Annotated in this window: 11 protein-coding genes and 2 pseudogenes; 6 read left to right on the top strand and 7 right to left on the bottom strand. The window is 65.7% G+C overall.

Going from position 1 to position 15,537, the window contains the following annotated elements; genetic code table 11:
• Positions 1-693 precede the first annotated feature (693 nt).
• Positions 694-1,215 (top strand): hypothetical protein, encoded by a 522-nt coding sequence (locus QQ657_RS41035; RefSeq protein ID WP_284747759.1) that lies wholly within the window; start codon positions 694-696, stop codon positions 1,213-1,215.
• Between the two features lie 624 nt (positions 1,216-1,839).
• Here QQ657_RS41035 and QQ657_RS41030 read toward each other — a convergent pair.
• A complete protein-coding gene (locus QQ657_RS41030) occupies positions 1,840-2,745 on the bottom strand; it encodes a hypothetical protein (protein WP_284747758.1) in 906 nt (301 codons plus the stop codon).
• Positions 2,746-2,896: 151 nt separating this feature from the next.
• Here QQ657_RS41030 and QQ657_RS41025 point away from each other — a divergent pair, with 151 nt between their 5' ends.
• Positions 2,897-3,304 carry a hypothetical protein gene (locus tag QQ657_RS41025; RefSeq protein WP_284747757.1) on the top strand — a complete coding sequence of 136 codons (408 nt, stop codon included), beginning with the start codon at positions 2,897-2,899 and terminating at the stop codon, positions 3,302-3,304.
• Positions 3,295-3,687 carry a hypothetical protein gene (locus QQ657_RS41020; protein ID WP_284747756.1) on the top strand — a complete coding sequence of 131 codons (393 nt, stop codon included), beginning with the start codon at positions 3,295-3,297 and terminating at the stop codon, positions 3,685-3,687. Before QQ657_RS41025 ends, QQ657_RS41020 begins: the two co-directional genes overlap by 10 nt.
• A gap of 590 nt (positions 3,688-4,277) precedes the next feature.
• On the opposite strand, the gene QQ657_RS41015 is transcribed toward QQ657_RS41020, so the two are convergent.
• Complete coding sequence (locus QQ657_RS41015) at positions 4,278-4,802, bottom strand: hypothetical protein (RefSeq protein ID WP_284747755.1); 525 nt, start codon at positions 4,800-4,802, stop codon at positions 4,278-4,280.
• Positions 4,803-5,132: 330 nt separating this feature from the next.
• Here QQ657_RS41015 and QQ657_RS41010 point away from each other — a divergent pair, with 330 nt between their 5' ends.
• On the top strand, positions 5,133-5,276 hold the full coding sequence (locus QQ657_RS41010) for a hypothetical protein (protein WP_284747754.1): 144 nt from the start codon (positions 5,133-5,135) through the stop codon (positions 5,274-5,276).
• 150 nt (positions 5,277-5,426) lie between these two features.
• Positions 5,427-6,248, top strand: a complete 822-nt coding sequence (locus QQ657_RS41005; protein ID WP_284747753.1) for a hypothetical protein — start codon at positions 5,427-5,429, stop codon at positions 6,246-6,248.
• 344 nt (positions 6,249-6,592) lie between these two features.
• Here the strand turns inward: QQ657_RS41005 and QQ657_RS41000 are convergent, their stop codons facing one another.
• The 4 genes and pseudogenes from QQ657_RS41000 to QQ657_RS40990 form a co-directional block, all read right to left on the bottom strand.
• Positions 6,593-6,748, bottom strand: a complete 156-nt coding sequence (locus QQ657_RS41000; RefSeq protein ID WP_284747752.1) for a hypothetical protein — start codon at positions 6,746-6,748, stop codon at positions 6,593-6,595.
• 608 nt (positions 6,749-7,356) lie between these two features.
• The gene (locus QQ657_RS56835; RefSeq protein WP_350310746.1) at positions 7,357-7,818 is read right to left on the bottom strand and encodes a DUF4232 domain-containing protein; all 462 of its coding nucleotides are present in this window, start codon (positions 7,816-7,818) and stop codon (positions 7,357-7,359) included.
• Between the two features lie 42 nt (positions 7,819-7,860).
• Positions 7,861-8,145 (bottom strand): annotated as a pseudogene (locus QQ657_RS40995) (sigma factor-like helix-turn-helix DNA-binding protein); the annotation flags it as partial.
• A gap of 71 nt (positions 8,146-8,216) precedes the next feature.
• Positions 8,217-9,388, bottom strand: a pseudogene (locus QQ657_RS40990) (IS30 family transposase).
• Positions 9,389-10,063: 675 nt separating this feature from the next.
• On the opposite strand from QQ657_RS40990, the gene ltrA reads away from it, so the two are divergent.
• On the top strand, positions 10,064-11,536 hold the full coding sequence (gene ltrA / locus QQ657_RS40985) for a group II intron reverse transcriptase/maturase (RefSeq protein ID WP_284747751.1): 1,473 nt from the start codon (positions 10,064-10,066) through the stop codon (positions 11,534-11,536).
• Positions 11,537-12,581: 1,045 nt separating this feature from the next.
• Here the strand turns inward: ltrA and QQ657_RS40980 are convergent.
• Positions 12,582-15,197 carry a tetratricopeptide repeat protein gene (locus tag QQ657_RS40980; RefSeq protein ID WP_284747750.1) on the bottom strand — a complete coding sequence of 872 codons (2,616 nt, stop codon included), beginning with the start codon at positions 15,195-15,197 and terminating at the stop codon, positions 12,582-12,584.
• Positions 15,198-15,537: the final 340 nt, after the last annotated feature.

Genomic DNA, 15,537 nt, shown 5'->3' with positions numbered 1-15,537 from the left:
TCGACCAGCGAGGACATGCTCGTGCGGGTCATCTCAGTTGATCCGTATCTCGCCCTGCATCAGGCCGGGTTGCTGTGAACCAGTGGACTCAACTCACCCTGACACGCAGGGACCGCCGAAGCTAGCGGGGGTTACCTCGTAAGAGCCGACGGTGGCGAGCACGACCGAGTGGAGCAGGCGAGGCACCACGAACTAGAACTCGGTGGTGTCATCGCTCGCTGCACACGAGTTTCGTCACCGCCCCGCGGCGGACTTGGTATCCGAATGGCGCGTTTGCAGCCCGCCTCCGAGCCGCGCGGACAGCCGAGACAGCCAGGCGTCCCTAAGGTACGGCCCGGCCGTCGATCAACCAGCTACCAACGGCCCGGCGTTGACGTGCGGCGGAGCCCAGTGGATCTCCGCCCACAGGCCGTGGTTGCTGGCCGAGCCCCAGCCCTGCGCTCAGCTAGAGACCAGGTTGTCTGCACTCGTGCACAGCCATCCGGGCAGCCCTGTCTAGCATGCGCGCACCGCACCCCAAATCGCGCAGTTGATCATGCCAGTGAGGGCATTCCAGTGACCATTGGCCGGAGAATTTAACTAACCCGGTACTTCTAGCCCCTGCCGCCCGAGCTCTCCCGGCTAATTCATTTGCGAGTGTCATGAATTCTGTCTTGTTCGGATCGAAACGATTCCGGGAGTGCACGCAAGGCCATGACGACAATTACCACAACACAGCCACTGGACGACAGCACGTACGCAGCGATCACCAAGCTCGAAGCGGAGAAGGTGGCCACCGAGGCCGCGCTGACCACCAACGCGAAGACCACCAAGACCGACCGGCCTGCGCCGGAGAACATGGAGCTGTTGGACGCACTGCCCTACCTGGCCGCTCACCTGCTCGAAGCCCGGAAGACCTCTTACCGACCGCTCTTCGAGATCACCCGGCTTCACGGCTCGGGGAGCCGCGCAACGATCAGCGTCCACCTGCCCGCCGACTGGCTGGCCGAAGTCGCGGACGCGGCCGGCGGGCTGGCCAGGACAGACGACGGACGCGCGGATTGTGTACGTGCCTCCGACCAGGCTCGAACAACATCCGCACGGAGCGCCATCCCGCACGACCTGTGGATATCCACCACTGTGGCTCTGTGGGAGAACGCCATGGGCGGCTGTCGGTTCCGGCTGAAGACTGACCCTCTGGTTCCGGGTGAACCTCGACCCCGTGAACGATCATGAGGTGTTGAACGTGGAGGGCTGGGCGGAGATCCGCCGGTTGCATCGCGCCAAAGTTCTTCAAGCCCGCGGATCCCGCGTCGCGGACGGAGTATCAGCCGGGCGAGCTGGCCCAGTGCGACCTGTGGTTCCCGCCGGCGGACATGCCGCTCGGGTTCAGCCAGACCGGCCGGCTGCCGGTGTTGGTCCTGGCGTCCGGCTATTCGCGGATGATCACGGCGGTGATGCTACCGTCGCGGCGGTCACCGGATCTGCTGACTTCGCACTGACGCCTGCTCTCAGGCTCGGGACGGTTCCCGAAGGCCCTGGCCTGGAATACGATACCGCGATCGGGCAGTGGCGGGGCGGGAAGCCGCAGCTCACGGAGGCGATGAACGCCTTCCGCGGAACGCTCGGGATCCAGGTGATCCAGTGCCCGCCCGCCGACCCGGAGACCAAGGCCTGGTCGAGCGAGTCAACGGCTACCTGGAGACCTCGTTCCTGCCCGGCGCTCGTTCACCAGCCCGGGCGACTTCAACATCCAGTTCCCGGGCTGGCCTGAGCGGGCCAACCACTGCCGGCATCGCCGGCTGGACTGCCGTCCGGTCGACCGCTGGGCCAGCGGAAACGTCGTTCATCCTCAGCAGTTCAGCAACGGAAGTCAGCCTTATAGCCAGTCCAGGTCATGGCGTTGGGCCCGACCCGGATCCATACCTCGCACCACCGTCCGATTGCGTTCCAGTAGGTGCGGGTGTCCCGCTCAAGGAAGACCGGGTTGTTGGCTGCCTCGTAATCGGCGATGGACGCGGTCGCGTCGGCCGCTTGAAGCATGTGGTATGCGGCCACGCATGCTCCGCCCACCTTAACGACCTGACCGGCCGCCAACTTGGAAGCCCGGATGACCATGCGTGCGCCTTTGAACGCACCAACAGCGGCGGGAGCAAACGTGTTGATGAGTAAACCGGCACCACAGGCGTACACAAGGTCGGCGGCACCATTGTGGATGCGAATGGCTTGCACCATACCGTCATGACTGTTCCAAAGGTTGGCATTTGACGACTTGCGCCCGGAACAGATAGCGTTCAAACGGTTTTGAAACTCGCCAGACGCCTGCATCTGACTGACCGACCATCGCATACCGTGCATCTTTATGGCATTGCGGTAGGTATTGAACCCGCCCGCGTCCGGCCCACGGTTAAGCAACGACGAGTACATTGCGCCGACCTTCTGCTCGACTGTGGGCCACTTGCTATACATCTCACCGGAATCGAGAATCTTGATGCCGGCATCGAGAACACCCCAGTGGCAATCCGCACTGGAGAAGGACACGTAATTACTGAGACCACCAGCGTCAGGGTCACGATTGAGGCCATGCCAGTAGTAGGCGCCGATCTCCCCACTAGGGTTCGCAGCGCGTCCATCCGGGACGCGACCGTCGAAGGCGCTGGCGGGATGAATAGGCGCGCCGACAAAAGAGCCGAACACAGCGAGCGCGAGGACCAGCAACCGAGACTTGCGCCCATTAGTCTTCCGCTCAACCCGATGTTTACCCATTGCCCACACTCTCCAACCGTCATCTCGACGCCGAGCGATCTCTTGGGATACAAGTAAGCGCCGACAACGTTGACAACGCCAATAGCCCAACCAAGTGTTCAATCGATGCCTGTGGTTCGCAATTTTTGCCCGCTGCCACCAAGCTGTTGACGTGGCCCGCTTCCACAAGACCTTTGCGGTCGGCCGTTCAGGTGATAGTCAACGAGGGTCCGTCAGCCAGAACCGTGTTATCGCCACGACAGCGGAAGCCCTCAGAGTTCTCACCGGCGAACAGGGGCCCGTCCTCGCCGAACGGGCCACCCGCGCGGTGCGCGACGTGGAGGCCGCTGCCCGCGAACAGGGCGTCGTCGTGGGCGGCGGTGACCTTGCGCGTCAGGGTGTGGGCGCGGTCGGCGAACCGGGCCGCTGTGCCGAGGACTGGTCGGTGATCGGCTTCGCGGGCGCCAGCTGGCAACGATGCGGGCGGTGCATTTCGGCTGAACGGGTGAAGGCGCGCCGACGTCGGCGTGCAGGGACGCTGGCACGATCGGCAGCTGGCATGGTCGGGGCGTGGACATAGGAGACGATGTCGCGGTCCGGGACGGGCTGCGCGCGCAGTTGCGAGCCCTAGTGGCGCAACGGGAAGCGGACGAGAAGGCCGCGGCCGCGCTCAGCCATTTACGGGCCGAGATTGCCGCGACCCGCCGCGATCGGGACGCGGAGATGTCGGCGGAAATGGACGCGGCGCGCCGGGAGATCGACCTGGCCTGTATCGACGCGGAGGAACTCGCGGCGCGGGTGGGCCGCTTGTGGACCCGCGTACAGGTGGCCGGGCTCGGGGAGAACGATCCGCAGATGCACGCAGCTCGCCGGGTTGTCGAGAACGATTTCCGGGCCGCGATGGAGGCCTTCGCCGAAGCTGTCAACAGCAACGATGACGCCGAGAGCGAGGCAGGCTCGTGACCCGCGGCAAACGGGCCCGTGCACGGCAAGGACGAGCCGAGCGCGCCCTGCAGCACGGCTGTAGCGCCGGGCGCAGCCAGGTCTACACCCTGTGCCTAGGGCCTGAGCATCGCCGAGCACGGGGCGGATGATGATCGATCCAGGAAAGGTGCTGACCAACCTGGAGAACACGAAGTCCTCGGCGATGCCGACATCAACACCCATGTCAGCATCGCCGACGACGTCGAGGGCGACCTCGAACCGCTCGACCTCGCCGGGAAGATCGAGGTCTTCATCATCTTGTTCTACATGTGAGGGCACCAAGATCGGCGCCGTGAAGAACGTGACCGGCACCGACCGGTAGGACGCCGCGCGCCTCGACTGCCCATCCCCTTCTGGCAGGCGGGCCGTCGCCGGGCCGCGCGGCCCGGCGTCAAGGCTTCGAGGTCCGCGAGTTCACGCAGAGCCGTCCTCACCCATCCCGGATGACGAGGTCAATGGCTGCCGTCGAGGATCCGCTCGCACGGCCCTGGGGCGGTGGGCCGAACACCGTGGAGCAGAGAGCCGCCAGCTCGAGCTCACCGATGACGTCCCGGCCTTGGAGAGGGCTGTCAGGCGGGTTGCCGTGTTCCGCAGGTCGGGCAGGTGATCGCGCTCAGCGTGCAGTCGTGGCCGCAGGAGCCCCAGTCGCGGCAGCGGTGGCATTCGGCGGCCTCGTGCTCCAGGCGGGCCGGCGCCCAGCAGGTATTGCAGCGCCACAGGCCATCGGCCTCGCGCAGGGCGACGGCCTGGTCGTCCCAGACGAAGTGGAAGGCACCGTGTCGGCGGTAGCCGCCGCGGCGGATGCGAATGGTGTCGCCGTCGGCACCGTGCAGCTGGTGTGCGTCATAGTCGGCGTTGACCTGCCGGAGCCGGTCTTGGCCGGCGCGATGTACGAGCAGTGCCTGGTCGAGGTCGGCGGCCGCGACCGTCCAGCGGCCGTTCACCTTCCGCGCCGGCACGCTGGCCGGGCCCACGTGGATCACGCCGTACCGCTGCGCGCTCGAGCGGTACCACTGCAGGGTGTTCGCCGGGGATCCCGGCTCGCGCCGGTAGCGGGCGACGGCGTCGGCGAGGGAGATCCGGTCGGTCGTCATCGGCTCGTGTCCTCATCTGCACTGCACAGGGGTCGGTGCCCGCCGGGTCGCGGCGCAGCGACGTCACCGGCGGGGTGTGCGCATCGAACCACAATTCGGCCTCGGCGACAGGCGTCAGACCGGCGCACGGGGTGACGTGCAGGCGCCAGCGGCCGACGGCGGTCATCCTTGCCCGCCGAGATGACCGCAGCGAGCTGCGTCAGATCGGGTTGTCCCTGCTGCTGGCGCCGGCCCTGCGGACCGAGGTCGGTGAGCAGGTCAGGCCCGCCGGCGAGCCTGCGATCCAGGTTTCGACGAGCGTGTTCGGTCGCGGGCACCGAGTACCTGCCCGTGCACCCCGATCTGGTAGTCGAGGTCGAAGCGGAGTCGTCGGTCGGGTCGTTCACCAACCGGCTCCGGCCCCGGGTGTACCGGGTGCGGCCCTGGGTGTACCGGCTGCGGCCCGACCTGCGTCCGGACGATGCGGCGCAGTAACCGCGCCTGCCGCCATCCGGGGTCGCCGTTGTGACTCGCCGAAGCTCGGGCGGATGTGACAACGCCCTTGGCCGGTGCGCAGGCCGTTGAGCTACCTGTCGTGTGATCCGTGTTCGCTCGCCCCGAGCGTTGAACTCCTAGGCTGTGTCCATGTCGACGCCTCCCGAAGAGCACTTACCCAAGGCTAACTTCAGCAAGGCGAGTGTTGATCGCTGGCAGGTGTTCGGTGGCATGGCCGGTGTGGCGGCCCTCCTGCTGTCGGTTGTCCTGGCGGTCAAAGACTTGGTGTCGCTGTCACTCGTGGCGAGCGGACTCATGACGTTGGTCGGAGTCGCGCTGCTGTTCCACTGGGGGCGTCGTGCCAGCGGTCCGCTAGCGAAGCAGTTTCTCGTTCCGCTCCTCGTCACCATCGTGGGCGCGACGACGACTGGATACTTCGTTGGTCGGGGCGTCGACTTTGCGCCCCGGGAGGGTGGAGATAGCTCGGCGCGCTCGGGGGTGCCCAGTCCGGAGAAGCGGACGAGTTCGGCGGCGACCGCTCCGGCCAGCACGCCCGGTGGAGTGTCCGCGGTCGGCAGCTCGCAAGCCGGTAGCCCCGACGGCGAGCCTAAGCGCCATCGTGAAGACCGGGTCACGCTCAACGCGGACCGCTGGATCGACATGGATGCGATAGGCACGATCAACCGAGGCGTGAGCGACGGGGCGAAAACCAAGGACTACGACCTCGAACTGTACTACTCATTGACGCCCCAGAATGGGGGAGTATATGTGCTCCCAGGTGTTCCGACGTATCGGGACTGCTACAACGCCAGCGACAACAGTTACAACTTCGATTCCGACGCCACCAAGAAGGGCGGCAGCTTCTGCATGAAGACCTCCGATGGTCGGATGGCGAGGGTCACGGTCGATCCGACTGGTTGGCCCAAATCGGTCGTGATCGACTTCGTAGTGTGGGAGAGCCCCGGATCATGAGTGTGCTGGTCTTCGGGGAGCGTGGTGGTAGCCGGTTACTGACGTTGTCGGCCACGCGAGAACTCCTTCGAGCTTGAGCCGGATCGGCGAGCACCGCTCAGCATCCACTGCCGGATAGGCAGCCCTAATGCCCTGTTCGAGCATCAGGCGGGCGCGCGAACGCCGGAGTGCATCGTCGCGTCTGCGCCGGTGCACTCACTGCTGAGCAGCCGGTCCGCGGGGCGGCAACTGATCGACCCGGCAAGTAGCCACAGCCACACTGGTTACCGGCAGTGCGAGCCCGCCGGCACGCGGGAAGCCTCCTTCGCGGCTGTCCGACAGGGGCAGCCCCAAGGAGGCGACGATCAGTCGATCATCTTGTGCAGCGCGGCGGCGACCACGGTTGCCGCGCCGATCGCGGCGACCGCCCCGCCGACGGGGTAGCTCGCGACAGCGGCCAACCCGGCGACCAGTCTGGCCCGGCACTCGCCGTACGAGGGCGTCCTGGTCGGTCGGGTCACGACGGCCGGGACCACCGGTTCTTTCTCTGGCTGGTCGGATGATGGAACCGGTCACGCAGCGAAGGCTCGTGCCGACCGAAGTTCCGCTGCGCGCAACCAGATGACCGAATGCGCCAAGCGCGGGTCAGGTCCGTGCCGAACGCAAACGGTGTCAGCGACGCCGCCGCGCGGCGTCCTCACCATGCCGACTGCCTACCGGCCTGCGCTCGTCGACGTCCGCGCGATGGGGCGTCTGGCACGCCAGGAAGAACGGAGACGCAACGGAGCCCCCAGCGACCATTTACAGCAGCAAAGATAACCACAGCGCCAGGAAAAGCGCAGGTCAAACGCACAATCGATGGTGGGCCGCCTGGAGCTCGAACCCAAAACCTACGGATTAAAAGTCTACGGGAAATCAATGCCGGCGAGTGTCACCATATGTCAGACTCTGCCAATAAATGCAGGTCAGCCGACATATTCACCGCCTTTCAGTGTCGTCGAGTGTCGCATAGTGTCAGGCACTACTCAAGCAACGGAGCCCCATCGGAGACGCACTGGCAGCGATCCTAGTCCATGTGGACCAACGTGAATCACGACAAAAGACGACTTGATCGCAGCCACCAATCGACTCAGTGAATACTGAGTGAACCAACTCGACGAAAGTCCGCCGGCCACCCTCGTTCCGGCGGCCCAGGCTCGATGGGCCCTGCAGCATCGACCGTCGCCGAGCCACCCTCCCACGACACGACGATCTGCCCTGACGCAGACCGGCCGCTCCACCCCGACCAGCTGATCGACGCCGACGCCAGCTGACCCGGCTCCAAGATCACGAAAGGCGGGATACGCAACTCCAACGTGACCCACTGATCCACAACAAGCGGCCGCCCATCCAACCCCAACGGCTGCAGTCCCGGCTTCCTGCCCAACCGGCAGACCCGCCCGCTGACGTTCTCCGCAACGACCTCGCCACGCAGTCCACCACCCGCAGCCCGGAACCACCGGACCGACACCGCAAGATCACCCGAGCCGCACGGAGGAACCCGTTCCTCTTCCTGCCATCGCGGTGATCGGGCCCCAAACAGCTCACCCACCGGCGGACCTGAACCCGGCTCAGCCGACGTGACGCGTCAGGGCACCCCCTTCTTCAGCGGTGACATCGAGTACGGCCAGTTGATCTTCCGCGCGATCACCGGAGCGGGCATCTTCGGCCACTCCGTCAGCAACGCCCGGATCTGCGGTTCGAACGCGTCCGCCACCGAACCCCGTGGGGCTCGCTGATACTTCGGTGGCCGATCCGAGCTCAACGCCGCCCGCACCGTGTTGGAGGCTACGCCGAGCCGCCTGGCGATCTCCTTGATGGGCACACCTTCCGCACGATGCAGACGGCGGATCTCAGCCCAGTCCTCCACGTTCAGCACCCTCCTAGCATCAGAGGGGGTCAATTTTCAGGGATGGCGGATTCGAGCGATCGTCACAACGGTGTCGATCTTTATGATGCCAGGGCGGTCTGGAAGACCTCGAGCGGTGTTCGCCAGTCGAGTCGCTTGCGCGGCCGGGTGTTGAGCCGGTGCTCGATGACCGCCAGGTCGGCCGGCGTGTGGATCGAGAGGTCGCTGCGCTTGGGCAGGTACTGACGAGCCAGACCGTTCGTGTTCTCGTTGGTCCCGTGCTGCCAGGGTCTGCCAGGGTGGGCGAAGAACACGTCCTGGCGGAACAGGGCGGCGATCTCGCTGTGGTGCGCGAGTTCGGATCCCTGGTCCCAGGTCAAGGTCAGGCGGACGTCCGCGGGTAGGCCCCGAAGCAGGCGATGAGCGCGTCGCGGACGGTTCCGACGCTGTGGTCGCCGGGCAGGTGCACCAACTTGAGGTAGCGGCTGGTGCGGTCGACGAGGGTGGCGACCGCGGACCGATTGCCCCGTCCGACGATCAGGTCGCCTTCCCAGTCGCCAATTCGGGTGCGGGTGCAGACGACTGGTGGCCGGTGGTCGATCAGCTGGGCGGGCGTGACGAACCGGCTGCGTCGCTCGTCCGGACGGCGACGGCGTTTGCGCATCGGCCGGCCGGTCCGCAGTTTCTTGGTGAGCGTGCGGCTCAGGCCGCCTTTCCCGCCGTGGTAGATGGCTTGGTAGATCGTCTCGTGGCAGACATGCCAGCCCGGCCGGTCCGGGAACGCGGTGCGCAGGTGGTTGGCGATCTGCTCGGGGCTCCACTCCAGCTCGAGCTTGGCCTGCACCTCAGCCCGCAGTTCCGCATCGAAGATCAGCCGTGTCCGCTTGGGACGACGAGCACGCATCCGGGTCCGGGCATGCGCCAGGTCCGCGTCGTAACAGCCGTTGTCGTGCGGCCGGAGGTTGCGTTTGAGCTCCCGGCTCACCGTCGACGCGCTGCGCAAGAGCCGCCGGGCGATCTCTCGGATCGAAAGCTTCTGCGACCGCAATGTCGCGATGCGCTGACGCTCCAGCTTGGACAGGTATCGGCTGGAGCGCGTGTCCTCGGCGACCAAGGCTGGCGGCAGCCCGCCGTTCTCGGCTCGCCAGCGGTAGCCGGTCTCGCGGCCGATCCCGACCGCCTGGCACGCCTCCACCGTCCCCACGCCCGAGAGAATCAGCTCCCAGTACCGGGTCTCGATCTCCAGCCGCCGTTTCCTGCCACGCCTCGCCATCAGCACACCCACCTCTACCAGGGGGAGTGTTGCGACAAGTACTCGAACCCAAGGATCGCCTGGGGGTCAGTCTTCACGAAGCGACGAGTGCGCCGTGAGGCGCTGTGTTTCGAGTGGAGGTGAGAGACCTTCACCTCCTGCCCTGTCGCAGCAGGGCGGGTGGAGCTGAGGGCAGCCTGATCCGGGTGACGCCGGGGAGGGTGGCAAGCAGCCCTGACCAAGCCGGGACGTGTCAGCACTGCCAGATGGTGCGGGTCCGGCGAGCGGGACGGAAAGGAGTACGCGAGGAACCGGCGTTTACGTCTCTTAAGCGTGTACTGGCTCAAATCTGGTGGATATGGGCCGGGAGCGGTGCGCACCCATCCCGTCTGGGGTGGGGAACTCCTCGGTTGGTTTTCGTCGGTTGGCCAGGAGACCACGGTGACGTGCTGCGGGATAGCCGTGGTGATGCCGCAGGGACAGAGTCGGGCTCCTCCTTCGTCAAGCGAAGCAAAGTGAACACGGGAACCGTCCTGGTCCCGCCAGCACCCGGACATCCGGTTCGGAGTGCCTGGCTGGGTGCGTCGACCGCCGAACGGTCCAGGACGGGGCGGAGCCGTCGTAGTACTGCGAGCCGGGGAAAGCCCGGCACATCGGGAAGGACGGCAGCGGTATCGAGAAGGGAAGGAGGCTGCAATGCCGAAAGACGCGCCGATGAACATCGACGCACCAGAAACCGTTACCTCACAGGGGACACGGTCTCGGGTATCGGGGATGCAGGCCAAGCTTCACCGTTGGGCGGCAGCCGATCCTGGCCGCAGGTTCGACGATCTGTTCAACTTCGTGCACGACCCGGCGACGCTGCTCGTGGCGTTTCACCGGGTCGCGGGCAACACCGGTGCGAACACGCCCGGCGTTGACGGTCTCACCGCCGTCGACGTCGAAGCGATCATCGGTGTTCCCGGGTTCCTGGACGACCTGCGCACCCAGCTCAAGGGCGGGGTGTTCCGGCCACTTCCGGTGCGGGAGCGCAAGATCCCCAAACCCGGAGGTAGCGGGAAGGTTCGCAGGTTGGGTATTCCGACCGTCGCGGACCGGGTCGTTCAGGCGGCAGTGAAACTGGTGCTGGAACCGATCTTCGAGGCCGGTTTCCTGCCGGTCTCGTACGGGTTCCGGCCCCAGCGGCGCGCGCACGACGCGATCGCCGAGATCCAGTACTTCGGCACCCACGAATACCAGTGGGTGCTCGATGCTGACATCGAGGCGTGTTTCGACTCGATCGACCACACGGCCCTGATGGACCAGGTGCGTCGCCGAGTGAAGGACAAGCGTGTGCTCGCACTGGTGAAGTCGTTCCTCAAAGCAGGGGTCCTCACCGACCTCGGCACCCGAGAGGACAGCGTCGCCGGAACGCCGCAAGGGGGCATCTTGTCTCCGCTTCTGGCCAACGTCGCCCTGAGCGTGCTCGACGAGCACGTGCAGGAGCCGTGGCGGCCGGGAGGGGCGATGAGTACCCCTCGTCGACGTGCTCGACGTCGGGCGAAGGGCCTGCCGAACTGGCGAATCGTCCGCTACGCGGACGATTTCGTCGTGCTCGTGCATGGTTCTCGTGACGACGTTCACACCGTGCGCGAAGGCATCGTTGATGTGCTCGAGCCGTTGGGTCTTCGGCTGTCGCCAGCCAAGACCCGGATCGTGCATATGAGCGAATCGTTCGACTTCCTGGGGTTCCGCATCCAGCGGCGCCGCAAGCGAGGAAAGGACAAGTGGTACGTCTACACGTTCATCGCCGACCGGCCTGTCCGGTCGTTGAAGGACAAGATCCGTGCCCTGACAGGCAGATTGTCGCAGCAGTCACCCAGGAATACGCTGATCAGGCTCAATCAGATCATGCGCGGTTGGTTCAACTACTTCAAACACGCGGTTTGCAAGCACACCATGGGTTCCCTCGAAAGCTTCGTGTGGTGGAGGGTCATCCGATGGTGGGCCAAGCTGCATCGTTGGAGGTGGAAGGACGTTCGGCGACGCCTCACCGACGACAGTGGTCGGTGGAGCAGGCCGTCGGTGGACGGGATCGAACTGTTCAACATCGCCGCGGTTCCGATCACTCGTTACCGGTACCGCGGCATCAAGATCCCCAACCCCTGGCTCGTGGCCGACCACGCCTGACGGCAGAGACCGTGGAGAGCCCGTTGCGTTGAGAGGCGCACGGCGGGTTCGGCGAGCGGCCTGGGGAAACGGACCGGGAGCAATCCCAGCACCGCGCCCCAGGCCGACTCATCCAGGAATCAGCAGAGGTAGGTAAGGAATGGTGTCGTCGCTCACGGGTTTCCCGGTCGCCGCGCTCACCGGAATCCCCACCTTGCCGTCTTGCGGGCCTGAGTCGGACGCCCAAACGGCGGATCCTCGTTCGACGGGTTCCTCACCGGGATCACGAGCGAGCGGCTCCGGCCGACCTGACACTCGTAGCTGGGCGTGGCACGAGGTTCGCGCGTCCCGAGCCACCGGGGCCAAGCTCCCGGCGGTGCCGGGGGCTGGATGCGAGCCAGCGCGGCATCCTTTGCCCGCCAAGGAGTCACGGTCGCGGCGGGTCGGCTGCGGCGTGCCGAACACGAGCCCGGTCTGCGGCATTGCCGTGTGGCGCGCAGTTCACAGTGGCGAGGCGACGCGCACTCCTCGGCGAGCGCTGCTCATCGTGACCACGTAGATCCCGAGCGAACGGCCCGTCGTCCCGGTGCGGAATCCCGTGAGCGCGGCGACCGGGAAACCCGTGAGCGGAAATGGCCCTCTGCTGGGAATTACTTGTGCGCTGACAGAATGGCGCCCCACGACTTCAGAAGGATCTTCGTCCCCGACGCTATCCACTCCGGGCCGCCCTCACGCATCGCGGCCAAGGTTTGCGGTCACTCCACGCTCGACACGACGATGGGATAAGCCTCGACCCACCCCGAGGCCATAATCGCGCACCATCGGGCATTCACCGCCTGCCGTCGGACCAAACACCCAGCGAGGAATAGCGCGATCTCACGGTCCAGGAAGGGGATGATTTCCTCGCCCACTTCGGGCTGAGGACAGTTGCTCTCGGAACATGCGGCCGCGAACACGGAACTCCCAGTGCAACCACACGTCTCCAGGAGTCGGCCCTTGATCCCCGTCGACGACTGACCATAGACGCGAAACCAGCTACGGGACGGTGGCGGAGGACGTTCGGGCGTCAGGTTGGTTCGTCGGTGGCGGGCCTTGGTTTGCCCAAGGGCTCCGGAGCTGAACTTGGATAGTAGAATTGAAATCCGGATTTGGCGAAGCGGATCGCCTTGTCGCTCTCGCTCCTGCGTTGTTCTGTCACCTTTAGTTCTCGAACGGCGCGCTCCGCTATTGCCGGGTTCGTCGTGTTTGCCGCAGCCTGTCGCAACCAGTGGCGGGCCTCGTCCAGCCTGCCTTGGTTTGCCTCCAGCGCGCCGAGGTACATCATGGCCTTCGGCGCCTGCTCAGGGTGCCCGGTCTTGATCCCGCGGCTGTACCAGCTACGCGCCTCGTCGACGTGGCCCGCCTGCGCCTGCAGGAGCATACCGAGGTTGACCATGGCTGTCGGTGCCACGTCGGGGCGATCGGTATCGACCGCCCGCTGCCACCAGTAGCGAGCTTGGTCGACCCCATTCTCCGCCGCTTCCAGCGAACCGAGGTTGAGCATGGCGATCGGCGCCTGCTCTGGGTCATCGGTCTTGATCGCGCGACCGTACCAGTCCCGCGCGTCGTCGACTCGGCCCTGAGTCACCTCCAGGAAACCGAGACCGACCATCGCTCTCGGAGCCACATCGGGCCAGGCGGTGTCGACCGCCTGGCCGTACCATTTACGCGCCTCATCGATCCGACCGTCATCCAGCTCCAGCATACCGAGGTCGAACATGGCCGTTGAGGCGCTCTCGGGGTGACCGGCCTTGATCGCGCGGCTATACCAACCACGCGCCTTGCTGGGCCGGCGCCGACTCTTCTCCAGCATGCCGAGGTTGACCATTGCCTTCGGTGCCTGCTCGGGGTGACCGGTCTTGATCGCGCGGCCATACCAACCACGCGCCTCATTGACCCGACCCTGAGCCTCTTCCAGAACACCAAGGTTGACCATTGCCTTCGCTGCCTGCTCGGGGTGACCGGTCTTGATCGCGCGGCCATACCAACCACGCGCCTCATTGACCCGACCCTGAGCCACCTCCAGTGCACCAAGGGCAACCATCGCCCTCGGCGCCCGTTCATGATGACCGGTCTTGATCGCGCGGCCATACCAACCACGCGCCTCATTGACCCGACCCTGAGCCACCTCCAGCACGCCGAGGGCGATCACCGCCTCCGGTGCCACATCGGGGAGATCGGTGTCGATCGCTCGTAGCCACCAGTCACGGGCCTCGTCGGCCCGGTTCAGTCGGTATTCCAATGCGCCGAGGTTGTACATCGCTATCGGAGCTCCGTCGGGGTGACCGGTCTCGATCGTATGGCCGTACCAGTGTCGGGCTGAGTCCGTTCTGCCTACGCTGTCGAGTGCCTTCGCGAGCTCATACATCGTTGCGGGTTCGAGCTGGGACAGAGGGATCGTGTCCAGCAGAATGCAGGCGTGGCTATAGTCCCGGGCGTCCAAACATGCCATTCCCAGTCGCCGACGATCGCACTCAGCCAGTTCCCGGGAGGCGTAGTCCCACAACACTTCACTGACCGGCCAGCGGGCACTGGACTGGGGATGTTCGGCGACGATTTCCAGAAGCGGATAGGGTACGTAGCCGCCCTTTCCGCGTCGCTCGGCGACCCGGTCTACCAAGCGGGGCCGGAACTGCTGGGCCCAGGCTACTGCGTCGGCGAAGCCGAGTACGGAAACCGCAGTCTTCGCATTGGTGCTAGCCAGTTCACGCCAGTAGTCCCGATACAGGGTCTTGAGAACCGGGCGAGTCAGTTGCGCGGGCATCGACAGTCGTCGCCAGTCGGTCACCGCCCGGAGCAGCGCCACCCGTGCCAGCCCTTCCTCACCTGACGGTTGCAGCAGCCGCTCTAGTTGACGCCAGGCCACTAAAGGTCGACCCCAGCTGATCGGCTCGGGCTCGTCTAGCAGTGGCCACAGCGACCGATATGATCGCATTCTAGAGGCGCAGTTGCGTTCGCCGGAGGAAAGCACGTCGATTCCCACTACTGCCAGGGTCTCTGCGCCCTGTTGCAGCAGCCGAGTGGGCTCGGCGCGCAGTTGTCGGCCATGAACAAGGTCGCTGTCGCAAGTCAGGCACAACAGCATCCCCGTTGGGACCGATTCCAGCAGCGCGGTGTCTAGCTGGTCGAGGTGGGCGGCACCGAGCCGTTCCAGCCAAACCACCACCCCGCCTCGCCGAGTCCACCGCTCAGACCCGGCGATCAGCTCGGTCAAACTAACCACCGGGACGGACCCGCCGGAGGGGACCACAACTCGGTAGTCGGGCAATTCTGCAATGACCGCGTGTGCCATGGCGCGGGTCGTACCTGCCAGGCGGGGTCCATGGACCACCAGCACTCCCCGGGACCTGACCGCGGACTCCAACTGATCATCGACATCACGGGCCACATACGGGGAATTACCATCCACGCCAAACGGGGTGGGATAGATACCCAGCTCGGTCAGCCGCGCCTGCGCGACCAAGGGAGGCTGGCCCAGTTCGTCGACCACAGCCAGTGCCAGCTGGCTCCGACGGCGGGTAGCAAGCTGGGTGAGCCCGCCCAGGGCTGCCGCCAGGGCCACAGCGATCGGGATCCACCACCACACCCAGACCCCGCCGTTGAGGATCTGGTTGCCAGCCACGGCCACGGCTACGACGAGCACGGCCGACCCGATCCATCCTGCCCAATGTCGCACTTACGCACCCACTCGCGCTCGACTAGCCACACACGCAGCGATCGCTGTCACCTTTGTACATCGCGCAAAACTATGTTCACGTAACACGCAGCAGCTTCGGTGGCATGCACCCTGGCCTCTGGAAACCGACGCCGACAGGATCCAGGATCGGGAGATGGTTTCCGCGTGCCGTCGCCCGCGTGCCGCTCAACTCGTCCGGGAGGAACGCCGCCACCAGCGCGATCAGCGGCAAGTCGGCGAAGGGTCAGAGCGTCTCCCCCAGTGCCGCGGCAGCAAGGCCGAGCAAGAACAGCAACAGGATCGCGCT

The organism is Amycolatopsis ponsaeliensis (assembly GCF_030182635.1).
GTDB lineage: Bacteria > Actinomycetota > Actinomycetes > Mycobacteriales > Pseudonocardiaceae > Amycolatopsis > Amycolatopsis ponsaeliensis.
Note: the sequence above shows the minus strand (reverse complement) of the source record. Positions and strands in the feature narration are given on the sequence as shown.

Bases quoted from the DNA above. Each gene is read 5' to 3' on its own strand.
- ltrA (WP_284747751.1), top strand. From the start codon at position 10,064: ATGCCGAAAGACGCGCCGATGAACATCGACGCACCAGAAACCGTTACC.
- QQ657_RS41035 (WP_284747759.1), top strand. From the start codon at position 694: ATGACGACAATTACCACAACACAGCCACTGGACGACAGCACGTACGCA.
- QQ657_RS41030 (WP_284747758.1), bottom strand. From the start codon at position 2,745: ATGGGTAAACATCGGGTTGAGCGGAAGACTAATGGGCGCAAGTCTCGG.
- QQ657_RS41005 (WP_284747753.1), top strand. From the start codon at position 5,427: ATGTCGACGCCTCCCGAAGAGCACTTACCCAAGGCTAACTTCAGCAAG.
- QQ657_RS41015 (WP_284747755.1), bottom strand. From the start codon at position 4,802: ATGACGACCGACCGGATCTCCCTCGCCGACGCCGTCGCCCGCTACCGG.